This is a genomic window from Cupriavidus sp. Agwp_2 (assembly GCF_040784895.1).
GTDB lineage: Bacteria > Pseudomonadota > Gammaproteobacteria > Burkholderiales > Burkholderiaceae > Cupriavidus.
The window spans coordinates 2694174-2718668 of record NZ_CP088083.1 but is presented as its reverse complement, the minus strand read 5'-3'; the positions used below and the strand labels follow the sequence as shown (position 1 = coordinate 2718668).

Below are 24495 nucleotides of genomic sequence, written 5' to 3'. Positions count from 1 at the left end.
CGTCCGCCATCCCATGAAAGTCTCAGACATTCGCAGCAAGTTCCTGCAGTTCTTCGAATCGAAGGGCCATACCGTGGTCCGCTCGTCCAGCCTGGTGCCGGCGAACGACCCGACGCTGCTGTTCACCAATTCCGGCATGGTGCAGTTCAAGGACGTGTTCCTGGGCACCGACAAGCGCCCTTACACCCGCGCGACCTCGTCGCAGCGTTCGGTGCGCGCCGGCGGCAAGCACAATGACCTGGAGAACGTGGGCTACACCGCGCGTCACCACACGTTCTTCGAAATGCTGGGCAATTTCTCGTTTGGCGACTACTTCAAGCGCGAAGCCATCCAGTACGCCTGGGAACTGCTGACCAAGACTTACCAGCTGCCGGCCGAGAAGCTGTGGGTGACGGTCTACGCGGAAGACGACGAAGCCTACGACATCTGGGCCAAGGAAGTGGGCGTGCCAACCGATCGCATCGTGCGCATCGGCGACAACAAGGGCGCGCGCTACGCCTCGGACAACTTCTGGCAAATGGCCGACACCGGCCCGTGCGGCCCGTGCTCGGAAATCTTCTACGACCACGGCCCGGACGTGTGGGGCGGCCCGCCGGGATCGCCGGAGGAAGACGGCGACCGCTACATCGAGATCTGGAACCTGGTGTTCATGCAGTTCAACCGCGACGAGCAGGGCAACATGACGCCGCTGCCCAAGCCGTGCGTGGACACCGGCATGGGCCTGGAGCGCATCGCCGCGGTGCTGCAGCACGTGCACAGCAACTATGAGATCGACCTGTTCCAGGCACTGATCAAGGCCGCCGCGCGCGAGACCCATATCGACAACCTGAACCAGAACTCGCTGAAGGTCATCGCCGACCATATCCGCGCGTGCTCGTTCCTGATCGTCGACGGCGTGATCCCCGGCAACGAAGGCCGCGGCTACGTGCTGCGCCGCATCGTGCGCCGCGCCATCCGCCACGGCTACAAGCTGGGCCAGAAGACCCCGTTCTTCCACAAGCTGGTGCCGGACCTGGTCGCGCAGATGGGCGAAGCCTATCCGGAACTGGCCGAAGCCCAGTCGCGCGTGATCGAAGTGCTGAAGGCCGAGGAAGAACGCTTCTTCGAGACCATCGAGAACGGCATGTCGATCCTGGACGCCGCGCTGGCCGACCTGAAGCTCAAGGGCGGCAAGACGCTGGACGGCGAACTGGCGTTCAAGCTGCACGACACCTTCGGCTTCCCGCTGGACCTGACGCAGGACGTGTGCCGCGAGCAGGAAATCGCGGTGGACGAGGCCGCCTTCGACGCCGCCATGAACCGCCAGCGCGAGCAGGCACGCGCCGCCGGCAAGTTCAAGATGGCCGCCGGCCTGGAGTACACGGGCGACAAGACCGTGTTCCACGGGTACGAAAAGCTGGAACTGCCGCAGGCCAAGGTCATCGCGCTGTATGTGGATGGCGCGTCGGTCGATACCATGCAACCCGGCCAGACCGGCGTGGTGGTGCTGGACAACACGCCGTTCTACGCCGAGTCAGGCGGCCAGGCTGGCGACCAGGGCGTGCTGAAGGCCGGCAATGCTGCATTCGCGGTCGCCGACACCACCAAGGTCCAGGCCGACGTGTTCGGCCACCAGGGCACGCTGGAAGGCGGCGCGCTGAAGGTGGGCGACGCCGTGTCGGCGCAGGTCGACGCGCAGCGCCGCGCGCGCACCGTGCGCAACCATTCGGCCACGCACCTGATGCACAAGGCGCTGCGCGAGGTGCTGGGCACGCACGTGCAGCAGAAGGGCTCGCTGGTGGATGCGGACAAGACCCGCTTTGACTTCTCGCACAACGCCGCGCTGACGGAAGACCAGATCCGCCGGGTGGAAGAGATCGTCAACGCCGAGATCCTGCGCAACGACGATACGCACGCCGAGATCATGCCGTTCGACGATGCCGTCAAGAGCGGCGCGATGGCGCTGTTCGGCGAGAAGTACGCCGACGACGTGCGCGTGCTGTCGATCGGCACCTCGAAGGAACTGTGCGGCGGCACCCACGTGCACCGCACCGGCGATATCGGCCTGTTCAAGATCGTGGTGGAAGGCGGCGTCGCTGCCGGCATCCGCCGCGTGGAAGCGATCACCGGCGATAACGCGCTGCACTACCTGCAGAGCCTCGATGCCAGGCTGAACGAAGCCGCTGCCGTGCTGAAGGCGCAGCCGTCCGAACTGGTGCCGCGTATCGGCCAGGTGCAGGAGCAGGTGCGCGCGCTGGAGAAGGAACTGGAGCGCCTGAAGAGCAAGCTGGCGGCGTCGCAGGGCGATGAGCTGGCGGCGCAGGCAGTCGACGTGAAGGGCCTGAAGGTGCTGGCTGCCCAGCTCGACGGCGCCGACGTCAAGACGCTGCGCGAGACCATGGACAAGCTCAAGGACAAGCTGCAGAGCGCGGCCATCGTGCTGGCGGCCGTGGCCGACGGCAAGGTCAGCCTGATCGCCGGCGTCACCGCCGATGCGACCGGCAAGGTCAAGGCCGGCGAACTGGTCAACTTTGTCGCCCAGCAGGTGGGTGGCAAGGGCGGCGGCCGTCCGGACATGGCGCAGGCTGGCGGCACCGAGCCGGCCAAGCTGCCGCAGGCGCTGGCGGGTGTCAGCGAGTGGGTGGCGGGCAAGGTCTGATCGGCTGAGGGGGGCAACCCCCGCCAACAGCACTCCCTCAATGGCGCTTCGGCGCCATTTTCTATGGGTGCGCCCGGCAGGGCGCACTTACTTGGGGGTGCAAGTCCCCTACACACCCGGCAAGGGGAAGTGTTAGCCGGAGGCAAGGGTTCCCCGGGCGACTGGGGGTCTGAAGGAAGCCCGAGGCAAAGCGCTGGCCTGACGAACAGGAAGCGGATACGAGGCGACGCATCGGGGTGAGGCGGCCCAAAGAGCCAAAGCCCGGTACTTGCACGGAACGGTGCGGCGTATATCCGACAGGCATAAGCGTGAAGGTGAGTGTGTCATACCCGGGGAGATCTGCACTGCTGCCATGGTGTGCTACCGGCGTCGAGAGGCGCTGGGATGGCAGTGCAGAAGTCAGCAGAGGCCATATTAGGTGCGCGGTTGGCACTGAAGGGCCGAACATGAATGAGCGCGATTAGGACGACCGGCCTCGATGCTTACCGACGAAGCCCAAATGCACGAACGAGTGCAGCCCACAGCGGAGGAAGGCGGGCGGAACCTGCCTGGTGCCGATGGGGGTGCGGAGGCTGGCACGGCGGCTGTTGGGCAAACGAAAGCGCAGGCGCCATCGCTGATGGAGGCGGTGGTCGAGAGAAGCAACATGTGGCTGGCGTACCGGAGGGTGGTCAGCAATGGCGGCGCGGCTGGGGTGGATGCCCTGGCGGTGACGGCGTTGCGCGACTGGCTGAAGGTGCACTGGCCGAGCGTCAGGGCGGCGCTGCTGGCCGGCCAGTACATCCCGCAGGCGGTGCGCGCGGTGGACATCCCCAAGCCTTCGGGTGGGATGAGGACACTGGGCATCCCGACGGTGGTGGACCGGCTGATCCAGCAGGCGTTGTTGCAAGTACTCCAACCGATTTACGAACCGGGATTCTCCGAGTCGAGCTACGGCTTCCGGCCGGGGCGCAGCGCTCAGCAGGCGGTCTTGCAGGCACAGCGGTACGTGCAGGAAGGACGGCGCTGGGTGGTGGACATCGACCTGGAGAAGTTCTTCGATAGGGTCAACCACGACATCCTGATGTCGAGGGTGGCCCGGCAGGTGAAGGATGCCCGGGTGCTCAAGCTGATCCGGCGGTATCTGGAAGCGGGGTTGATGCGTAGCGGGGTGGTCGAGGCAAGGAGGCAGGGCACGCCACAGGGCGGGCCGCTGTCGCCACTGCTGTCGAACATCCTGTTGACGGATTGGGACCGCGAACTGGAGAAGCGTGGGCTGGCGTTCTGCCGTTACGCGGATGACTGCAATATCTACGTCCGAAGCAAGGCGGCGGGACAGAAGCTGTTGGCCGGGATGACGGCGTTCCTTGCGGAACGGCTCAAACTGCAAGTCAACGAAGGCAAGAGCACGTGTGGTCGCCCGTGGGCGCGCAAGTTCCTAGGCTACAGCGTGACAGCACATCGTCAGGCCAAGCTGCGTATTGCACCGGAAAGTCTGCAAAGGCTGGCCGGACGAATCAAGGAACTGATGCGCAAGGGGCGAGGGAGGAGCCTGGCTCATACGATAGCGGTGCTGAATCCGGTGCTGCGCGGATGGATTGGCTACTTCCAGTACTCGCAGAGCAAGAGGCCATTGGAGGAACTGGACGGGTGGGTGCGCCGGCGGTTGCGCTGTCTGATATGGCGGCAAGCCAAAGGCTGGCGAACTCGACTGGCGCTCATGCGGCGTCAAGGGCTGGCCCCCAAGCGGGCAGCCCAGTCCGCCCTCAATGGGCGCGGGCCATGGTGGAGCGCAGGTGCCCTACACATGCGCGATGCCTTCCCCAAAAGCTACTTCGACGCCATGGGGCTGATCTCGCTGCTTGATACTCAGCGGCGCTTGCAGTCTCGTTCGTGAACCGCCGTATGCGGAACCGCACGTACGGTGGTGTGAGAGGGCTGAGGGGGTAACCCCTCACCCTACTCGATGCGATCCTCGCCGCTGGTCGGCTTGCCGGCCAGCCGGGTGAGAATGTCGATCGGCAGCGGAAAAACGATGGTCGAACTCTTGTCGCCGGCGATCTGCGTCAAGGTCTGCAGGTAGCGCAGCTGCATGGCCTGCGGCTCGCGCGCCAGCATCTGGGCGGCTTCGAGCAGCTTCACCGAAGCCTGCAGTTCGCCCTCGGCATGGATCACCTTGGCGCGCCGCTCGCGTTCCGCCTCGGCCTGCCGCGCAATCGCGCGGATCATGGTCTCGTTCAGGTCGACATGCTTGATCTCGACGTTTGAAACCTTGATGCCCCAACCGTCGGTCTGCGCGTCCAGCGCTTGCTGGATGTCGAGGTTCAGCTTCTCGCGCTCGGCCAGCATTTCATCCAGTTCGTGCTTGCCCAAGACCGAGCGCAGCGTGGTCTGCGCCAGCTGGCTGGTGGCTTCGAGAAAGTTAGCGACCTGGATGATGGCGCGTTCCGGGTCCACCACGCGGAAGTACACCACCGCATTTACCTTGACCGAGACGTTGTCGCGCGAGATGACGTCTTGTGGCGGCACATCCATCACCACCGTGCGCAGGTCCACCCGCACCATCTGCTGCACGGCCGGGATGAGCAGCACCAGTCCCGGACCCTTGACCCGCCAGAAGCGCCCGAGCATGAACACCACGCCGCGTTCGTACTCGCGCAGCACGCGGAACGACATGATGACGAGCAGTGCCAGCAGGAAGATGAAACCGCCGAAGCTGATTCCGAATGCCATGGTCAGGCTCCCTTGTCTGGAGTCGGTTGGGGTGGAGTCGTTGAGCAGGGCGGGGCGTTACCGGCGGGGATCACGTCGAGCAGCAGGCCGTGGCGCGCAGTGACCACCACCGGCGTGCCGCGCGCCAGCGGGCTGGCGCTGCGCACGCGCCAGTTCTCGCCGCGCACCATGGCCCAGCCTTCATCGCGCAGGTCGTCGAGCAATTCGCCGCGGCTGCCGACCAGCGTGTCGGCGCCGCTGACCACCGGCCGCCTGCGCGAGCGCACCAGCAGCGCCGACATGCCGAATACGAAGAACGCGGACATCGCCGACAGCGCTGCCACCATCGACAGCGGCACGCCGAAGCCCGGCACGTCGGTGTCGATCAGCATCACCGCGCCGAAGGCAAAGGCGATGATGCCGCCCACGCCGAGCGCGCCGAAGGTCGGCAGGAACAGCTCCGCCACCATGCAGCCGATGCCCAGCACCACCAGCGCCAGCCCGGCGTAGTTGACCGGCAGCATATGCAGCGCGAACAACGCCAGCAGCAGGCAGATCGCGCCGACGATGCCGGGCACCACCATGCCCGGGGTGGAGAACTCGAAGATCAGCGCGTAGATGCCGATCATCATCAGCATCAGCGCCACGCTGGGCTCGGTGATCACGGCCAGGAAGCGGTTGCGCCAGTCAGGTTCCAGCGTCACCACCGGGGCATCGCGCGTGCGCAATTCGCTGGTCTTGCCGCCGGCGGTGGCCAGCTTGCGGCCTTCGACCTGGCGCAGCAGCGCCGGCAGGTCTGGCGCGACCACGTCGATCACCTTCTGGGCCAGGGCTTCGTCAGCCGACAGGCTGACAGCTTCGCGCACGGCGCGCTCGGCCCATTCGGCATTGCGCCCGCGCAACTGGGCCAGGCCGCGGATATAGGCCGAGGCATCGTGCATCTGCTTGCGGGCCATGGTGTCGGCCGCGGCCGGTTCGCTGGCGGGAGACGAGGCCGGCGTCGCGCCCGGCAGGGCGTCCGGCTTCTGTGGCCCGCCGATGCCGATCTGCACCGGGCTGGCCGCGCCCAGGTTGGTACCCGGCGCCATCGCCGCGACGTGGCTGGCGTAGAGGATGTAAGTGCCCGCGCTGGCCGCGCGGGCGCCGCCCGGATAGACATAGGTGGCCACCGGGACCGGCGAGGCCAGGATGGCCTGGATGATCTCGCGCATCGATGCGTCGAGCCCGCCCGGCGTGTCCATCTCCAGCACCACCAGTTGCGCGCCGGCTTCGCGGGCGCGCGCCATGCTGCGCAGGATAAAGCTGGCGCTGGCCGGGCTGACCGCGCCCTTGAGCGGGATCACGTAGACCGGCGCGGTGGCCGTGGCGGCGGGCGCGGAGGCGGGGGCGGACGCGGGTGCGGCGCGGGCATGCAGGGCAGCGAAGCCGATGGCCAATGCAGCGCTGCATGCCAGCAGCAGGCCGGCCAGCAGCCGAATCGCCCGCATGGACGCGGTGGCAGGTTTCATCGCAAGGGCGGGGCACGCAAGGTGCCGGGGTGGCGCCACTTTCAGTGTAGGCCACCGGCCACATCTTGCATGCCGGCAATGCATGGCGGATGCATGCTGCGACAGCCGGTCGCCGCCGGCCGTCGTTCAGGCGGCGACGAGTTCGGCCTCGCCCTGCGGCCCGGGCGCGTGCGCCCGCAGCATATCGACCAGGGCATGCAGCGCGGCGCCGGCCATGGCCGGATGCCAGGCCAGCATGGTGCGCACGCGGCCCGCAAGCCCCAGGCTGTGCTGGCTGATGGCGGGCAGGTCCCGGTACAGGCCCAGCACCGAACGCGGCACGATCGCGGCGCCGATCCCGGCCGCCGCGCAGGCGACGATGGCATGGTAGGAGCCCAGTTCCAGCACGCGCGGCGGCGGCGCCGAGTCGCCGCCGGCATACCAGGCCTCGACCCGCGCGCGGTAGTTGCAGCCGGGCTCGAACGCCAGCAGCGTCGGCACTTCGAGGTCGGCGGAGGAGTGGATCGGGCGATGGCCCGCACGCGCGATCACCACCAGTTCTTCCTCGAAGGCGGGAATGGCCGCCAGTCCCGGCTCGGCAAGCGGCTCGGCGACAAAGGCGCAATCGACCTCGAAGCGCGCCAGCGCATCGAGCGCCTGCCGCGTCGCCAGCGTTACCAGTTCCAGCTGCACCTCGGGCCACGCCTGGTGATACGCCGCCAGCACATTGGGTAACCTGCTGGCGGCGGTGCTTTCCATCGAGGCGATGCGCAGGCGGCCACTGGGACGTGCCGGCAGCACGGCCTGGCGCGCTTCCTCGGTCAGCTGCAGGATGCGGCAGGCGTAGTCGAACAGCGTCTGTCCCGCCGGCGTCAGCACCATGCGCCGGCCATCGCGCACGAACAGCTCGACACCGAGCGACTGCTCCAGCTGGCGGATGCGCGTGGTGACGTTGGATTGCACCCGGTGCAGCCGCTCGGCCGCGCGGGTGATGCCGCCGGCTTCGACGACGGCACGGAAGATTTCAAGTGCTGCAAGGTCCATGGCACCAGCTCCGGAACGTGAATCCAGGATCCATCTCAACTCAGGATGCGTTGCATCTTGATAATTCATTTTTCGGGATGGTTTGCCCAGCGTAGCATACAGAGACTGCAATGCAACCGCTGCCCCACACAGCCAGAGCCAATGTCCAAGCTCCACAGCCTCGATCCCGACCAGGCGGCCGCCGGCGCCGCCAGTCCGCAGCCCGCCACGCGGCCCGACCTGCGCCAGGCCGGACCGGTGGCGGTGGCGCTGGCCGGACTGGTGTCGCTGGCGGTGGTGATGGGGATCGGCCGCTTCGCCTTTACCCCCTTGCTGCCGATGATGCTGCACGACGGCATCGTCGACCTGCATCAGGGAGGGTGGCTGGCGACGGTCAACTACATCGGCTATTTCCTTGGCGCCGCGCTGTGCATGTTTATCCGCCCGGACGCCGTGCGCATGGTGCGCTGGGGCCTGGTGGCGACGGTGCTGCTGACGCTGGGAATGGCGCTGCCGGGCGGCATGCCGGCGTGGTCGCTGTGGCGCTTCGCCGCCGGCGTGGCCAGCGCCGTGGTGCTGGTCTATACCGCCGGCTGGTGCCTGCAGCGGCTCGCCGAACTGGGCAAGCCGGAACTGGGCGGGCTGATCTTCTGCGGGCCGGGGCTGGGCATCGTCGCCACGGGCCTGGGTGCCTCCGGCATGGTCGGCGCGGGCTGGCATGCCGACCATGGCTGGCTGGCCTTCACCGTGCTGGCCGCGGTGCTGGTGGCGCTGGTGTGGCGCATCTTCGCGGCCAGGCCGATGGCCGCGGACGCCAGCCAGGCGCCTGACGCCGCGCAGCCGGCCGGCGCCGGCGCGCGGCTTGACGCCCAGACCTGGGCCCTGACTCTGGCCTACGGCCTGGCCGGTTTTGGCTACATCATCACCGCCACCTTCCTGCCGGTGATCGCGCGCGAGGCGCTGCCGGGCACGGTCTGGGCCGACCTGTTCTGGCCGATCTTCGGCGCCGGCGTAGCGGTGGGCGCCTTGCTGGCGACGCGGGTGAGCATGGCGCACGACAGCCGCAAGCTGCTGGCGTATGCGTACGGCATGCAGGCGCTGGGCGTGGGGATTGCGGTGCTGTGGCCGACGGTGGCGGGGTTTGCGCTGAGCAGCCTGCTGACCGGCCTGCCGTTCACCGCGCTGGTGGCGTTCGCCATGCGCGAGGCCCGGCGCCTGTGGGGTCCGCACGCGCCGCGGCTGATGGGGCTGATGACCGCGTCGTACGGCCTCGGCCAGATCGCCGGGCCGCCGCTGGCGACCGCGATGGTGGCGCGCACGGGCGGCTTCGCCAGCTCGCTGTCGTGCGCGGCGGCGTCGCTGCTGGTGGGCGCGCTGGTGTTCGCCTGGATGCGCCGCGCCTGGCCGCTGGCGCCCGCACGGAGCGGATCGTGAAGGTGCGCTACGATATCGCCTTTGCCGCCTGACGCGCCACGCATCGCGGCTGCCGCGCGTGCGCCGCGGCCGGTGGCGCAGCACAGAAGGCCGGGGCCGACCCCGGCACGCGAGACCGGGCGGCGCAGGAGCGAGCCCCATGTCTTTTGCCTTGCAGCCCGCGCGTGCCGCGGGCGCCTCCCCGCAGCCTGCCTCCGCCGAAGAGCAGCGTGTGCGCGTCGACCTTGCCGCGGCCTACCGGCTGGCCGCGCGCGAGGGCTGGGATGACCTGATCTACACCCATATCTCGGCCACCGTGCCCGGTGAGCCCGACCACTTCCTGATCAACCCGTTCGGCTTTGCCTTCGACGAGATCCGCGCCGGCGACCTGGTCAAGATCAACGGCCGCGGCGAGGTCGTCGGGGAGACGGTCCACCCGGTCAACGTCACCGGCTTCGCGCTGCATGCCGCCGTGCACGCGGCCCGCCCCGACGCGATGTGCGTGATGCACCTGCATAACACCGCCGGTATCGCCGTGTCGGCGCAGGCCGCCGGCCTGCTGCCGCTGTCGCAGCACGCGATGCGCTTTTACGGCCGCATCGCGTATCACGACTACGAGGGTCTGGCCTTCAGCCCGGCCGAAGGCGGGCGTCTGACCACGTCGTTGGGCGAGCACCCGGCCATGCTGTTGCGCAACCACGGCACGCTGACGGCCGGCCGCACCGTGGCCGAGGCCTACGTGCTGATGGCGACGCTGATCAAGGCCTGCGAGATCCAGATCGCCGCGCAGGCGGGCGGCGCGCTGGTGCAGCCGGATCAGGCGGTCGCGCACAGGACATCCGGGCAACTGTTCGACAACGGCGCGGTCGAGGGCGTGATGGAGTGGCCCGCGCTGCTGCGCAAACTCGATAGAATCGATCCTTCCTACCGGGACTGATTTCCACGTTCCCTGGCGACTTTCCAGAACACCAATCATCACAAGGAGCATTGCATGCCGACTTTCCACGTCGAAATGTTTGAAGGCCGTACCATCGATCAGAAGCGCAAGTTCGTCGAGGAAGTGACGCGCGTTACCTGCGAGACGCTGGGCTGCTCGGCCTCGGCCGTCGACATCATCATCACCGACGTCAAGCGCGAGAACTGGGCCACCGGCGGCGAACTCTGGGCCGACAAGAAGTAGTCCGCCGAGAGTAATCCGCCGAGTCCTCCCTGGCCGTCCTCGCTCGCCGTCCTGACTGAACACCATGCAGCACTTCGCCTCTGACAACTACGCCGGCTTCTGCCCGGAATCGCTCAAGTATTTCCTGGAAGCCAACGCCAGCGGCCACGAGCAGGCCTATGGCGACGACAGCTGGACGCAGAAGGTGTGCGACCGCATCCGCGATCTGTTCCAGACCGATTGCGAAGTGTTCTTCGTGTTCAACGGCACGGCGGCCAACTCGCTCGCGCTGTCGGCGCTGTGCCAGTCGTACCACTCTGTGATCTGCCACGAGCTGGCGCATATCGAGACCGACGAGTGCGGCGGCCCGGAGTTCTTCTCCAACGGCTCCAAGCTGCTGACCGCGCCGGGCGAGAACGGCAAGCTCACGCCCGATGCGATCGAGGCGCTGGTCACGCGCCGCTCCGATATCCATTACCCCAAGCCCAAGGTGGTGTCGCTGACGCAGGCGACCGAGGTCGGCACGGTGTACAGCGTGGAAGAGGTGCGCGCGATCGCCGCCATCGCCAAGCGCCGGCAGCTGCGCGTGCATATGGACGGCGCGCGCTTTGCCAACGCGGTGGCGTCGCTGGGCGTGCATCCGTCCGAGATCACCTGGCGTGCCGGCGTCGACGTGCTGTGCTTCGGCGGCACCAAGAACGGCTTGCCGGTGGGCGAGGCGGTGGTGTTCTTCGACCGCCGCCTGGCCGAGGATTTTGCCTACCGCGTCAAGCAGGCCGGGCAGCTCGCGTCGAAGATGCGGTTTATCTCGGCACCGTGGCTGGGCCTGCTTGAAAACGATGTCTGGCTGGCCAACGCGCGCCATGCCAACGCGATGGCGAAGCTGCTGCAGCAGCGTATTGCCGACATCCCCGGCGTGCGCATCATGTTCCCGACGCAGTCCAACGCCGTCTTTGCCGAGCTGCCGCTGCCGGCGATCGAGGCGCTGCGCGCCAAAGGCTGGCGCTTCTATACCTTCATCGGCGCCGGCGGCTGCCGCTTCATGTGTTCGTGGGACCTGCAGCCGCAGACGGTGGAGGCGCTGGCCGCCGACATGCGCGCGGCGTGTGGTGCCGGAACAGGTGCCCGAACGGGTGCCTGAACGCGGCAAGGCGGTCATACTGATAACGAGACACCTACAGGAGCCCCCAAATGCAATACCGATTCTGCCCGCAGTGCGGCGCGCCGCTCGAGGTGCTGCCGCTGTCCGGGCGCGAACGCCACGCCTGCGTGCAGCATGAATGCGGCTTCGTGCACTGGAACAACCCGCTGCCGGTGCTGGCCGCGGTTGTCGAGTATGAGAACAAGCTGCTGCTGGCGCGCAATGCTGCCTGGCCGGAGAAGATGTTTGCGCTGGTGACGGGGTTCCTGGAGCGCGACGAGCCGCCCGAACTGGGCGTCGCGCGCGAGCTGAAGGAGGAGACCAACCTCGATACCGAGTCGGTCTCGCTGATCGGCGTCTACGAGTTCATGCGCAAGAACGAGCTGATCATCGCCTACCACGTGAAGGCGACCGGCACCGTCGAACTGTCCGAGGAACTGGCCGAATACAAGCTGGTGGCGCCCGAGGACGTGCGCGTGTGGTCGGCAGGCACCGGCTTCGCCGTTGCCGACTGGCTGGCCGCGCGCGGCTACCCGGTGCGCTTCTTCGACCGGCAGACCGGCGAGGACATCCCCGACCCGCGCCGCCCGCATGACTTCAGCCAGGTCGGGGCTTCGCTACAATACCGCTGGTAACAGTCCCAGAAACCGAAGGAAGAGACGAATGGAGTTCCAGAAAGAAGTGGATGCGCGCGGCCTGAACTGCCCGCTGCCGATCCTGCGCACCAAGAAGGCGCTGGCCGACATGGCCAGCGGCGAAGTGCTGAAAGTGCTGGCGACCGATCCCGGCGCGACGCGCGATTTCCAGGCCTTTGCCAAGCAGACCGGCAACGAGCTGCTGTCGCATTCGGAAGTCGACAAGGTGTTCGTGTTCTATATGCGGCGCCGCTGATCGAAGAAAAACAAAGAAAAAGCCGCTCGAAAGCGGCTTTTTCTTTAGGGCGAGGCGAGCGCTCAGCTGTTCGGCCGCGTCAGGTGTTCGCGCGACTCCAGGTACGCGCTGAACTCCGCGCCCACCTCCGGGTGCTTCAGCGCAAACTCGACGGTCGCCTTCAGGTAGCCCAGCTTGCTGCCGCAGTCATAGCGGCGGCCCTGGTAGCGGTACGCCAGCACCTGTTCCTGATTGAGCAGCGACTGGATCGCGTCGGTCAGCTGGAACTCGCCGCCCGCGCCGGGCTTCAGCTCGCGCAGGTGGTCGAAGATGCGCGGCGTCAGGATGTAGCGGCCGACCACGCCCAGGTTGGACGGGGCGTCTTCCGGCGCCGGCTTCTCAACGATGTTCGACACCTTGATCACGCCCGGTTCCCACTCGCGGCCATCGACCACGCCGTAGGAGCGGCTCTGTTCCGGCGAGATTTCCTCGACGCCCAGCACCGAGCAGTTGTAGTGGTTGTAGGTATCCACCATCTGCTTCATCACCGGCGGGCTGCCGTCGATCAGGTCATCGGCCAGCATGATCGCGAACGGGGTGTCGCCGACCAGCTTGGCGGCGCACAGCACCGCGTGGCCCAGGCCCAGTGCCTCGGGCTGGCGCACGTAGTAGCACTCCACGTTGGCGGGCTTGATCGAGCGCACCACGTCCAGCAGGGCCTGCTTGTTCTTGGCTTCCAGCTCGACTTCCAGCTCGAAGGCCTTGTCGAAATGGTCCTCGATGGCGCGCTTGGAGCGGCCGGTGACGAAGATCATCTCGGTAATGCCGGCGGCCATGGCTTCTTCCACGGCGTACTGGATCAGCGGCTTGTCCACCACCGGCAGCATTTCCTTCGGGCTGGCCTTGGTGGCTGGCAGGAAGCGGGTGCCCAGGCCCGCGACCGGGAAGACGGCCTTGGTGACGCGATTTTCCATATCAGGTGTACCTCTCAGATTCTGGTTCATAACCCTGCCAGCCATTGCCGGCGCCGTCTGTCCGGTTCCGTCCGACGAGGCCGGACGGGAACCAGACTGGCAGGGGCGTCATCGGTTGCCGGTCAGGCCGGCAACCGTTGCAACTGGCCCTGCAGCTTGGCCAGAGTTTGCTCGAAATCGGCGAGGCGCTGTGTCTCCTGCGCCACCACCGCGGGCGGCGCCTTGGCGACAAAGCTCTCATTGGAGAGCTTGCCGCGGCACTTGCCGATCTCTCCACCGATGCGTTCGATCTCCTTGGACAGGCGCACGCGCTCGGCGGCGACGTCGATCTCGATCTTCAGCAGCAGGTGGTTGCCGCCGGCGATGGCCACCGGGGCACCGGCGCCTTCAGCTTGCAGGGCGCTCTCGTCTTCGAAGACGCGCACCTCGGAAAGTTTCGCCAGTGCCTGGATATGTGCGCTGGCCGCCTTCAGGAATTCGCTGTCGCCTTCGGCATAGAGCGGAATGCGCTGCGCCGGCGAGATGTTCATCTCGCCACGCAGGTTGCGGCAGGCATCGATCACTTCCTTCAGTCGCGCGACCCACTGCTCGGCGTCTTCATCGATCTTGGCCACGGCCGGCAGCGGGTAGGGCTGCAGCGCGAGGGTCTCGCTACCGTCGCCCCTGGCACGCCCGGCCAGCGGGGCCACCTTCTGCCACAGCTCTTCGGTGATGAACGGGATGATCGGGTGCGCCAGGCGCAGCACGGTCTCCAGCACGCGCAGCAGCGTGCGGCGGGTGGCGCGCTGCTGGGCCTCGGTGCCGGTCTGGATCTGCACCTTGGCCAGTTCCAGGTACCAGTCGCAATACTCGTCCCAGACGAACTTGTAGATCGCGTTGGCGACATTGTCGAAGCGGTACTCGGCAAAGCCCTTTTCGACGTCGGCCTCCACGCGCTGCAGCAGCGACACGATCCAGCGGTCGGCCTGCGAGAAGTGCAGGTAGCCGTCCGGGCCGCAGTCGTTGTTGCACGGGCCCATGCCACAGTCATGGCCCTCGGTGTTCATCAGCACGAAGCGGGTCGCATTCCACAGCTTGTTGCAGAAGTTGCGGTAGCCCTCGCAGCGGCCGGTGTCGAAGTTGATGTTGCGGCCCAGCGTCGCCAGCGAGGCGAAGGTGAAGCGCAGCGCATCGGCGCCGAAGGCGGGAATGCCTTCCGGGAATTCCTTCTTGGTCTTCTTCTCGATCTTGGGCGCGTCCTTGGGGCGGCGCAGGCCGGTGGTGCGCTTCTTCAGCAGCGTGTCGAGGTCGATGCCGTCGATCAGGTCCACCGGGTCGAGCGTGTTGCCCTCGGACTTGCTCATCTTCTTGCCTTCCGAATCGCGCACCAGGCCGTGCACGTAGACGGTATGGAAGGGCACCTTGCCGGTGAAGTGCTTGGTCATCATGACCATGCGCGCCACCCAGAAGAAGATGATGTCGTAGCCGGTGACCAGCACCGACGACGGCAGGAAGTGCTTCAGCTCAGGCGTTTCCTCGGGCCAGCCCAGCGAGGAGAAGGGCACCAGCGCCGACGAGAACCAGGTGTCGAGCACGTCTTCCTCGCGGCGCAGGGCGCCGGTGCTGCCGGCGGCCCTGGCCTTGGCGAGCGCTTCCTCTTCGGTGCGGCCAACGAAGCAGTTGCCGGCATCGTCATACCACGCCGGAATCTGGTGGCCCCACCACAGCTGGCGCGAAATACACCAGTCCTGGATATTGCCCAGCCACTGGTTATAGGTGCTGATCCAGTTTTCCGGCACCAGCTTGATTTCGCCGCTCTGCACGGCTTCCAGTGCCACCTCGGCGATCGAGCGGCCCGGGTAGTACGTGCCTTCCGGCGCCGGCTTGCTCATGGCGACGAACCACTGGTCGGTCAGCATCGGCTCGATCGCGCTGCCGGTGCGCTCGCTGCGCGGGGTCATCAGCTTGTGCTTCTTGACCTCGGCCAGCAGGCCTTGCTTTTCCAGGTCGTCCACGACGGCCTTGCGCGCGTCGAAGCGGTCCAGGCCGGCGTAGGCGGCCGGCGCGTCGGCGACGATCTTTGCGTCCAGCGTCAGGATCGACAGCTGCGGCAGGCTGTGGCGCTGGCCGACGGCGTAGTCGTTGAAGTCGTGGCCCGGGGTCACCTTGACCACGCCGGTGCCGAACTCGCGGTCGACGTATTCGTCGGCGATCACCGGGATCTGGCGGCCGGTCAGCGGCAGGTGCACCGACTTGCCGATCAGGTGCGCATAGCGCTCGTCTCCCGGGTGGACCATCACGGCCACGTCGCCCAGCATGGTTTCCGGACGCGTGGTGGCTACGGTCAGGTGGGTCAGGCCGCCCTTGGCGTCAGCCTCGACCAGCGGATAGCGGATATGCCACAGCGAGCCTTCTTCCTCGACGCTGTCGACTTCCAGGTCCGACACGGCGGTGCCCAGCACCGGGTCCCAGTTGACCAGGCGCTTGCCGCGGTAGATCAGGCCCTGCTCGTACAGGCGCACGAACACTTCGGTCACCGCCTTCGACATCTCCGGCGACATGGTGAAGTACTCGCGGCTCCAGTCGATCGACGCACCCATGCGCCGCACCTGGCGGGTGATGGTCGAGCCCGATTCTTCCTTCCAGGCCCACACCTTCTCGGTGAACTTCTCGCGGCCGAGGTCATGGCGCGACACGCCCTGGCCCTCCAGCTGGCGCTCCACCACGATCTGGGTGGCGATGCCGGCGTGGTCGGTGCCCGGCACCCACAGCGTATTGGCGCCCAGCATGCGCGCATGGCGCGCCAGGCCGTCCATGATGGTCTGGTTGAACGCATGGCCCATGTGCAGCGTGCCGGTCACATTCGGCGGCGGCAGCTGGATCGCGAAGTCCGGGCGGGCGGGGTCGAAGGTCGGCTTGGCGATGCCGCGGCTCTCCCACTCGGGGCCCCATTTCGCCTCGATGGCGGCGGGTTCGAAGCTCTTGGCAAGCGATTGGTCTTGGGCGGTCATGCTGGGATGTCGAGGTTGGCGTCTGGATGCGTCGCAGGGCTCAGCGGGGTGCGGCAGCCTGCGCCTGGCGGCGTTGCGCCAGTGAAACCCCAAATTATACGGGGGCGGGCCGGTCGGTGCCTATTTTGCGGACAGCAGCCCCGGCCCGGAAAGGCTGGACGGGGCCGGCGCAAGGCCGCATGCGGGGCAGTTTTCGCCCCTTCAATGTGACGGATCGGAAAGGGTCGACCGGTATAATTGCCGCCATTCCACAAGGCCCCTCCGATGTCCGACCTGCTCGCCAACCTCAATGCCGAACAACTTGCCGCCGTCACCCTGCCTGACGAGCCGGCGCTGATCCTGGCGGGCGCGGGCAGCGGCAAGACCCGCGTGCTGACCACGCGCATTGCCTGGCTGCTGCAGAACGGCCGGGTCTCGCCGGCGGGCATCCTGGCGGTGACCTTCACCAACAAGGCCTCGAAGGAAATGCAGACGCGGCTGCAGTCGATGCTGCCGATCAACACCCGCGGCATGTGGATCGGCACCTTCCACGGCCTGTGCAACCGCATGCTGCGCGCGCATTTCCGCGACGCCGGCCTGCCGCAGACCTTTGCCATCCTGGACAGCCAGGACCAGCTTTCGGCGCTCAAGCGGCTGCTCAAGTCGCTTAACGTCGACGACGAGAAGTACCCTGCCAAGAACCTGCAGTACTTCATCAACAACGCCAAGGAACAGGGCCTGCGTCCGGCCGACGTGGAGGCCAACGACGACTTCAACAAGCGCTTCGTCGACCTCTACGCCGCCTACGACATGCAGTGCCAGCGCGAGGGCGTGGTCGACTTCGCCGAGCTGCTGCTGCGCTGCTACGAGTTGCTGCGCTACAACGACGCCATCCGCCAGCACTACCAGCACCGATTCCGCCATGTGCTGGTCGACGAGTTCCAGGACACCAACGTGCTGCAGTACCAGTGGCTCAAGCTGCTGGCCGGCCACGGCACGCAGAACCCGGCCGCGGTCTTTGCCGTGGGCGACGACGACCAGAGCATCTACGCCTTCCGCGGCGCCAACGTCGGCAATATGCGCGACTTCGAGCATGAGTTCCGCGTGCGCCGGCTGATCAAGCTGGAGCAGAACTACCGCTCGCACGGGCATATCCTGGATTCGGCCAACCACCTGATTTCGCACAACGCGCGCCGCCTCGGCAAGAACCTGCGCACCGATGCCGGACACGGCGAGCCGGTGCGCGTGTACCAGGCCGGCTCCGACGGCCAGGAAGCGGGCTGGATCATCGAGGAGATCCGCGACCAGATCGCGCAGGGCGCCAGCCGCGCCGAGATCGCCATCCTGTACCGCAGCAACGCGCAGTCGCGCGTGATCGAACACGCGCTGTTCTCCGGTGGCATCCCGTACCGCGTTTATGGCGGCCTGCGCTTCTTCGAGCGCGCCGAAATCAAGCACGCGCTGGCGTACATGCAATTGCTGGAGAACCCGCGCAACGATGCCGCCTTCGGCCGCGTGGTCAACTTCCCGGCGCGCGGCATCGGCGCGCGTTCGCTGGAGGTGCTGCAGGACATGGCGCGCCAGTACAACTGCGCGCTGTCCGAGGCGGTGGCCTACGTGCCCGGCGCGGCCGGCAGCAAGCTCGCCGCCTTCGCGCGCCTGGTCGACAAGATGCGCGACGATACCCGCCGCATGACGCTGGCCGAGACCGTCGAGTACATGATCAACACCAGCGGCCTGATCACCCACTACCAGGGCGAGAAGGAAGGCCAGGACCGCATCGAGAACTTGCAGGAACTGGTGACCGCCGCGCAGGCCTTCGTGGTGGAAGAAGGCTACGGGCTGGACGCGCTCGCCGCGGTGATCCCCGCGGATCGTACCCCGGCCACGCCGGTGCTGGCCGATGGCGACCAGTCCCTGCAGGTGCTGGACCCCGAGGCGCTGCCGGTGGTGATGACGCCGCTGGTCGCGTTCCTGACGCATGCCTCGCTGGAGGCCGGCGACAACCAGGCCCAGGCCGGCCAGGACGCGGTGCAGATGATGACGGTGCACGCGGCCAAGGGGCTGGAGTTCGACGTGGTCTTTATCACCGGGCTGGAAGAAGGGCTGTTCCCGCACGAGAACAGCATGATGGATCCCGACGGGCTGGAAGAAGAACGCCGCCTGATGTACGTGGCGATCACGCGCGCGCGCAAGCGCCTGTTCATGTCGTTCGCCCAGAGCCGCGTGCTGCACGGCCAGACCAAGTACCACGTGCGCTCGCGCTTCTTCGAGGAACTCCCCGAGGAAGCGCTCAAGTGGCTGACGCCCGCGGTGCAGAACTACGGTGGCGTACGCCGCCAGGAACGCGACAACGCCTGGGGCCGCGACTGGTTCCGCAAGCCGGAGGATGTGCCCTACACGGGCACGCGCCCGACCGGCGGCATGGACAAGGGCAATGGTTATGCCGACGCCAAGCGCGAGGCGGGCACCGGCTTCCGCGTAGGCCAGTCGGTGTTCCACAACAAGTTTGGCGAAGGCGTGATCACCGCGCTGGAGGGCGAAGGCAACGATGCCCGCGCCAATATCAAGTTCAAGCGCCACGGCGCCAAGTGGCTGGCGCTGTCGGTGGCGAAGCTCGACGCGATCGACTGAGCGGCGCCGGCCGGGAGCCGGCGCCGCTGGCAGGCTCAGGACAGGGCGTGCCGTACTTCGCCGGCCTTGGGCTCGGGACTGTCCACGGTCAGCAACGGGTTGATGAACAGCGACGCCACCGCACCGACGCCCAGCAACGCCCCCGAGATCATGAACGGCAGGTCATAGCTGCCGGTCCGCTCGATCAGGTAGCCGAACACCACCGGCGACACCATGCCGGCGAGGCCGAAGCCGGTGTTCATCATGCCGCCCGCGGTGCCGGCGTACTTGCCGGCAATGTCCAGCGGCAGGCTCCACAGCACGGCGTTGGTCAGCTCCAGGAAGAAGAACGACAGCGACAGCAGGATCACCGCGTTGACGGCATCGGCGGTGAAGGTCATCGGCGCGATGAACATCAGCGAGCCGGCCAGCCCGACGAACAGGATCGCGCCGCGTGCCAGCCGCAGGTTGCCGGTGCGCCGGTAGATGCGGTCCGACAGCACGCCGCCGAGCGTATCGCCGACCACGCCTGCCATCAACGGCAGCGCGGTGAACAGCGCCAGCTGCTTCAGGTCGAAACCGCGCGCTTCCTTCAGGTACGACGGCAGCCACGTCAGGTAGACCCACAGCGACCAGCCGTAGCAGAAGTCGACGAAGGTCACCAGCCACATGCGCCGGAACAGCCGCCGCCACGGCGTGGGCGCCTTGGCCGCCTGCTGCGAGTCGCCGCGCCGGTAGCCGATTTCCTGCAGCTCTTCGGGGGTGACGCGCTTGTGCTTGTCGGGCGAGTCCTTGAACATCATCGCGTACAGCACGGTCCAGCCCAGGCTCACCACACCCAGCACGACAAAGGCCTCGCGCCATCCCGCAGCCGCGACGATGGCCAGCACGATCGGCGGCGTGATCGCGCCGCCCAGCCGCGCGAAGCTGTGCGTAATGCCCTGCGCGAAGCCGCGTTCGGCCACCGGCATCCAGTAGGTGAAGGCGCGCGTGGCAGTCGGGAACGCGCCGCCTTCGCCGATGCCCAGCACGAAGCGCAGCACCACCAGCATCATCACGCTGCCGGCAAAGCCGGTCAGCACCGTGGCCACGCCCCAGATCAGCGACAGCACGATCAACACTTTCTTGGGCCCGAACTTGTCGGACATCCAGCCGCCAAGGATCTGCATGGCGGCATAGGGATAGGCAAAGGCCGAGAACACCAGCCCGAGTTGCGATGACGTCAGCCCCATCTCTTCACGGATCAGCGGGGCGGCGACCGAGATGTTGACGCGGTCGATATAGGCGATGAAATACATCAGGCACATGACGCCGAGGATCATGTGCCGGGTCTTGATGCGTTGCTTCATAACCACCTCCTATGCGCGGCGTGCGCGCGTGGTGTTAACGGGGCGGCGGCCGGCGCATGGTCATTGCCATGCGCTTGCGGCTCGCCGGAGCGCGCCAGTGGCAAGTCTTGGCTGCGCTGCCCCATCCTTGAGCAATCAGCTGCGTGTCCCTGTGTGTCTCTGAGCGTGTCTCCGGATGTCGTGTGGCGGGTGAGCGGGCTCCTTGGCGAGGGTTGGGAGGAAGGGACGGGGCCTCAGGTCAGGCAGGGTCCAGCAGCTTCAGCCGCTGCACCTTGCCGGAGGGCCCGCGCGGCAATTCCGCGATAAAGCGGAATTCCCTGGGCGTCTTGTAGCGGCCCAGCTCGCGCAGGCAGTGCGCGCGCAGCGCCGCGTCGTCGCAGGCCACGGCCTCGCGCCTGACGATGAAGGCGACGATCTCCTGCCCGTAGGCCGGGTCGGGCACGCCCACCGCCGCCGCTTCCAGCACGCCCGGATGGCGCAGCAGCGCTTCGTCGATCTCGCGCGGCGCGATGTTCTCGCCGCCCTTGATGATCAGTTCCTTGGCGCGGCCGGTGATGTAGAAGTAGCCCTCCGCATCGCGGTAGCCGAGGTCGCCGGTGCGCAGCCAGCCGTCGGGCGTGAAGGCCTCGCGCGTGACCTCGGGTGCCTTGTAGTAGCCCGCCATCACGCTCTCGCCTTGCAGCACGATCTCGCCGATCTCGCCGTCGGGCAGCGGTTGCCCGTCGCGCCCCAGCACGCGCGCATGCGTGCCTGAGGGATGGCCGATGCTGCCAATGCGCCGCTGCCCAGGATCGAGCGGATTGCTGAAGGCCGGCGCCGCGGTTTCGGTCATGCCCATGGTCTCGATCACGCCGATGCCGAAGCGTTGCTCGAAGGCGCGGTGGTGCTCGGGCGGCAGCGCGGAGGATGCGGAGCGGCAGAAGCGCACGCCGGCCGGTGCCCGCCCATCGGCATCGTTGAGCAGGTAGGCGATGATGGTCGGCACCACGTTGAGCCAGGTGCAGCCATGGCGGGCAATGTCATGCCAGAACGCGCTGGCCGAGAAGCGCATCGGCATCACCACCGAACCGCCGTGCACCAGCGGCGCGATTGCGGTCACCACCAGCCCGTTGATGTGGTACAGCGGCAGTGTGGCCAGCACGCGATCCCCCGCGCCGAGCGCATGCTCGCGGCTGACGCTGGCGCCGTTGGCGGCGAGGTTGCGGTGGGTCAGCAGCACGCCCTTGGGCGTGCCGGTGGTCCCGGACGTGTACATCAGCAGCGCCGGATGGTGCGGCTGCGGCGGCGCAAGGGGAGCGGCGCCGGGCTGCAGCAGCGGCAGCGTTGGCAACGCGCTGCCGTCCGGCGCGGTGACCACCACTGGCACCGCCACGCCGGCTTCGGCCAGCGCCATGCGGATCGCGGCTTCGCCTTCGGGCGAGGTGAAGACGAGCCGCGTGTCCGAGTGCCCGAGGATGTAGCGCAGCTGTGCGGGCTGGCACAGCAGGTTGATCGGATTGGCCACCAGCCCGCACGCCATGGTGCCCAGCAGCAGCCGCGCGGTCTGTTCGCCGTTGGGCAGGTACACCGACACCGTCTGGCCGCTGGCGAGGCCGGCCTCGGCATAGCGGCGGCCGAGCGCATCCGCGTCGGCGGCCAGGGCGCCGAAGCTGAGCGCGCGGCCGCTGTCGGGAGACAGCAGGTAGGGCTTGTCGGGAACTTGCGCGGCACGGGCGGCCAGCAGCGTCGCCAGCGTGTCGAGCACTTCGGGTCGGATGCGCGCGTTCATTGGCCGACCCTCGCGAAATAGTCGCCCAGCAGCTCGCGCTCGTCGGGCACGCGTTCGGCGATCGGTTCGGCAATGCGGGTGATGTTGAGGTATTGCCGCCAGCCGAGGTTGTCGGAGAAGTTGTTGCCGCCCCAGGTGCCGCAGCCCATCGACAGCGAGAACGGCAGGCCGTTGTCGAAATTGCCGCCGGTGGCGAAGCAGTGCGCCTGGTTCACGATCACGCGCGCCACCGGCAGTTCCTGCCCGAGTTGCAGCGCCTGCTGCGGATCGGCCGTATGCAGCCCGACCGAGTGGCCCGCGCCCATGTAGTCGTAGAGGCTCGCCACGCGCGCCACGGCGGCGTTGAAATCGGCGGCGCGGTAGAGCGTCAGCACCGGCGAAAGCTTCTCGCCGGAGAAGGGATAGTCGCTGCCGACGCCGGTCTCCGGCACCAGCAGCATGGCCGGCTGCAGCGCGCGCACGCGCGGCAGGCCGGCCAGTTCGGCAATGCGCCGGGCGCTCTGGCCGGTCATGTCGCCGGCGAGCTTGCCGTGCCGCCACATCAGCGCCTGCAGCCGCGCCTTTTCCTCGGCGGTCAGCAGCACGCCGCCGACGGCGGTGAGTGCTTCCAGCATGGGCTGGTAGACCGCGTCGAGGATCACCAGACTGTTTTCCGACGAACAGCTGGTGGCGTTGTCGAAGGTCTTGGAGCGGACGATCTTTGCCGCCGCATCGCCCAGCGCCGCGCTGCTATCGACGATGGCGGCCACATTGCCGGCCCCGACGCCGAACGCCGGCGTGCCGCAGGTGTAGGCCATGCGCACGTTCGCCTGCGAGCCGGTGGCCACTACCAGGTCGGCCTGCCGCATCAGCTCGGCGGTCGAGGCTTTCGACACTGGCGCGGGCAGCATCTGCACCAGGTCCGCAGGCAGGCCGGCGCGCGCGAACTCGGCGTGGATGAACGACAGCAGCAGCTCGCACGTGCCCTGTCCCTTGGGCGACGGCGCCACCACCACGCTGTTGCCGCACTTGAGCGCGTTGATGATCTTGTTGGCCGGCGTCGCCCCGGGGTTGGTCGATGGCGTGATGGCGGCGACCACTCCGACCGGCCGCGCGATCTCGGTGATGCCGGTAGCGGCGTCACGCGCGATCACGCCGATGGTCTTGCGCCCGTGCAGGTCGCGCAGCAGCCCCAGCGTCTTGCGATGGTTCTTGCGGATCTTGTCGTCGACGTTGCCGAGGCCCGTGTCGGCCACGGCCCGCTCGGCAAGCTGGCGGTTGCGCGCGGGCTCCATGATGGCCCACGCGGCAGCCGCCGCGGCGGTGTCGACGGTGGCCTGGCCGGCACGCGCGAATGCGCGTTGCGCCTGCCGGGCACGCGCCACGATCGCATCGACCGCCTGGTCTGCCGGATATTCCTGTACGGGCACATCGGTGGAATGGGACTGCTGGCGCTGCAGTGATTGCACACTCATGGATCGGCTCCGGGGTTGGGTCAGGTAGGTCCGCCGCGGCGGGCCCCGGATCGAATCTAGTGAACCCAAACTGGCATGCCGTCCCAATTTGTGCGCTTTCGCGAGCACGGCTGCGGGCTGCACCCGGTAATGCAGTTTTCGGGACGCCAGGGCGTCCCGGAATCCGCTAAATTGCATCCATGAGCAATCACTCGAACGCCGCCGCAGTGCGCGCTTTCCGCATCCTGGAGATCCTGTCCGCCGCCGACGGGCCCATGCCGCTGTGCGCTATCGTTGAGGAGATCGGGCTGCCCAAGCAGACCGTGCACCGCATCCTCAAGCAGCTGGAAAGCACCTGGCTGGTGTCGCGCACGGCGGGCAGCCCCGGCTATGAATGTTCGTCACGCGTGCGCCAGCTTGCGGTCAATGTGCTGATGCAGGCGGGGCCGGCGGCGGCGCGCCACGCGATCCTGCAGCAACTGGTCGACAAGGTCGGCGAGACCTGCAACCTGACCATGCTGTCGGGCGACGACGTCGTTTATCTGGATCGGGTGGAAACGCAATGGCCGCTGCGCATGCACCTGCAGCCGGGCTCGCGCGTGCCGCTGCACTGCACCGCCAGTGGCAAGCTGCTGCTGGCCTTCCTGCCCAGCGCGCAGCGCGAGCGCCTGGTGGCCAACCTGCCGCTGCGCGCGCATTCCGCGCATACCATCACCGATGCCGCGGCGTTGCACGCGGAGCTGTCGGAGACGCGGCGGCGGCGCCTGGGCGTCAACAACCAGGAAAACCTTGAAGGGATGATTGCGGTAGCGGTGCCGGTGATGCGCAACCGCAGCCGCGCGTGCGCGGCGATCGCGGTGCAGGCGCCGATGGCGCGGATGACGATGGACCGGCTGATGGGATTCGTGCCCGACCTGCGCATGGCGGCGGACGCGATGGTGAAGACGTTCGGGGAGTAGTGGGTTTG

At 67.4% G+C, this 24495-nt stretch carries 18 protein-coding genes; 10 read left to right on the top strand and 8 right to left on the bottom strand.

Annotated elements, in window-relative coordinates; genetic code table 11:
* Window positions 1–13: 13 nt before the first annotated feature.
* Both alaS and ltrA read left to right on the top strand, forming a co-directional pair.
* Complete coding sequence (gene alaS / locus LPA45_RS12735; protein ID WP_317925464.1) at window positions 14–2638, top strand: alanine--tRNA ligase; 2625 nt, start codon at window positions 14–16, stop codon at window positions 2636–2638.
* Between the two features lie 478 nt (window positions 2639–3116).
* On the top strand, window positions 3117–4514 hold the full coding sequence (gene ltrA / locus LPA45_RS12730; RefSeq protein ID WP_317925466.1) for a group II intron reverse transcriptase/maturase: 1398 nt from the start codon (window positions 3117–3119) through the stop codon (window positions 4512–4514).
* Window positions 4515–4576: 62 nt separating this feature from the next.
* Here the strand turns inward: ltrA and LPA45_RS12725 are convergent, their stop codons facing one another.
* From LPA45_RS12725 to LPA45_RS12715, 3 genes are all read right to left on the bottom strand, one after another.
* Window positions 4577–5350 carry a slipin family protein gene (locus tag LPA45_RS12725; RefSeq protein ID WP_317924121.1) on the bottom strand — a complete coding sequence of 258 codons (774 nt, stop codon included), beginning with the start codon at window positions 5348–5350 and terminating at the stop codon, window positions 4577–4579.
* A gap of 2 nt (window positions 5351–5352) precedes the next feature.
* Window positions 5353–6837: a nodulation protein NfeD gene (locus LPA45_RS12720; RefSeq protein ID WP_317924123.1), complete on the bottom strand. Its 1485-nt coding sequence runs from the start codon at window positions 6835–6837 to the stop codon at window positions 5353–5355.
* Between the two features lie 126 nt (window positions 6838–6963).
* A complete protein-coding gene (locus LPA45_RS12715) occupies window positions 6964–7860 on the bottom strand; it encodes a LysR substrate-binding domain-containing protein (protein ID WP_116320844.1) in 897 nt (298 codons plus the stop codon).
* Between the two features lie 141 nt (window positions 7861–8001).
* Here LPA45_RS12715 and LPA45_RS12710 point away from each other — a divergent pair, with 141 nt between their 5' ends.
* From LPA45_RS12710 to LPA45_RS12685, 6 genes are all read left to right on the top strand, one after another.
* Window positions 8002–9273 carry a YbfB/YjiJ family MFS transporter gene (locus LPA45_RS12710; RefSeq protein WP_317924125.1) on the top strand — a complete coding sequence of 424 codons (1272 nt, stop codon included), beginning with the start codon at window positions 8002–8004 and terminating at the stop codon, window positions 9271–9273.
* Between the two features lie 139 nt (window positions 9274–9412).
* Complete coding sequence (locus LPA45_RS12705) at window positions 9413–10189, top strand: class II aldolase/adducin family protein (RefSeq protein ID WP_317924127.1); 777 nt, start codon at window positions 9413–9415, stop codon at window positions 10187–10189.
* A gap of 54 nt (window positions 10190–10243) precedes the next feature.
* Window positions 10244–10432: a 4-oxalocrotonate tautomerase gene (locus LPA45_RS12700; protein ID WP_029045525.1), complete on the top strand. Its 189-nt coding sequence runs from the start codon at window positions 10244–10246 to the stop codon at window positions 10430–10432.
* 64 nt (window positions 10433–10496) lie between these two features.
* Window positions 10497–11552: a low specificity L-threonine aldolase gene (locus LPA45_RS12695; RefSeq protein ID WP_317924132.1), complete on the top strand. Its 1056-nt coding sequence runs from the start codon at window positions 10497–10499 to the stop codon at window positions 11550–11552.
* Window positions 11553–11602: 50 nt separating this feature from the next.
* The gene (locus LPA45_RS12690) at window positions 11603–12187 is read left to right on the top strand and encodes an NUDIX domain-containing protein (protein WP_116320848.1); all 585 of its coding nucleotides are present in this window, start codon (window positions 11603–11605) and stop codon (window positions 12185–12187) included.
* Between the two features lie 28 nt (window positions 12188–12215).
* Window positions 12216–12443: a sulfurtransferase TusA family protein gene (locus tag LPA45_RS12685; RefSeq protein WP_029045528.1), complete on the top strand. Its 228-nt coding sequence runs from the start codon at window positions 12216–12218 to the stop codon at window positions 12441–12443.
* A 62-nt stretch (window positions 12444–12505) separates the two neighbouring features.
* Here the strand turns inward: LPA45_RS12685 and galU are convergent, their stop codons facing one another.
* Together galU and LPA45_RS12675 are read right to left on the bottom strand one after the other, a co-directional pair.
* Complete coding sequence (gene galU / locus LPA45_RS12680) at window positions 12506–13396, bottom strand: UTP--glucose-1-phosphate uridylyltransferase GalU (protein ID WP_116320849.1); 891 nt, start codon at window positions 13394–13396, stop codon at window positions 12506–12508.
* A gap of 122 nt (window positions 13397–13518) precedes the next feature.
* Window positions 13519–16386 carry a valine--tRNA ligase gene (locus LPA45_RS12675; protein ID WP_317924136.1) on the bottom strand — a complete coding sequence of 956 codons (2868 nt, stop codon included), beginning with the start codon at window positions 16384–16386 and terminating at the stop codon, window positions 13519–13521.
* 264 nt (window positions 16387–16650) lie between these two features.
* On the opposite strand from LPA45_RS12675, the gene LPA45_RS12670 reads away from it, so the two are divergent.
* On the top strand, window positions 16651–18999 hold the full coding sequence (locus LPA45_RS12670; RefSeq protein WP_317924138.1) for a UvrD-helicase domain-containing protein: 2349 nt from the start codon (window positions 16651–16653) through the stop codon (window positions 18997–18999).
* A gap of 35 nt (window positions 19000–19034) precedes the next feature.
* Here LPA45_RS12670 and LPA45_RS12665 read toward each other — a convergent pair whose 3' ends face one another.
* The 3 genes from LPA45_RS12665 to LPA45_RS12655 all read right to left on the bottom strand — a co-directional run bounded on the left by LPA45_RS12665 (window position 19035) and on the right by LPA45_RS12655 (window position 23549).
* On the bottom strand, window positions 19035–20327 hold the full coding sequence (locus LPA45_RS12665) for an MFS transporter (RefSeq protein ID WP_116320852.1): 1293 nt from the start codon (window positions 20325–20327) through the stop codon (window positions 19035–19037).
* 238 nt (window positions 20328–20565) lie between these two features.
* On the bottom strand, window positions 20566–22095 hold the full coding sequence (locus LPA45_RS12660) for an acyl--CoA ligase (RefSeq protein ID WP_317924140.1): 1530 nt from the start codon (window positions 22093–22095) through the stop codon (window positions 20566–20568).
* Complete coding sequence (locus LPA45_RS12655; RefSeq protein ID WP_317924141.1) at window positions 22092–23549, bottom strand: aldehyde dehydrogenase family protein; 1458 nt, start codon at window positions 23547–23549, stop codon at window positions 22092–22094. Before LPA45_RS12655 ends, LPA45_RS12660 begins: the two co-directional genes overlap by 4 nt.
* Window positions 23550–23728: 179 nt before the next feature.
* On the opposite strand from LPA45_RS12655, the gene LPA45_RS12650 reads away from it, so the two are divergent.
* Entirely contained in the window at window positions 23729–24487 is a 759-nt protein-coding gene (locus LPA45_RS12650; protein ID WP_116320855.1) for an IclR family transcriptional regulator, read from the top strand.
* The last annotated feature ends 8 nt before the right edge of the window (window positions 24488–24495 follow it).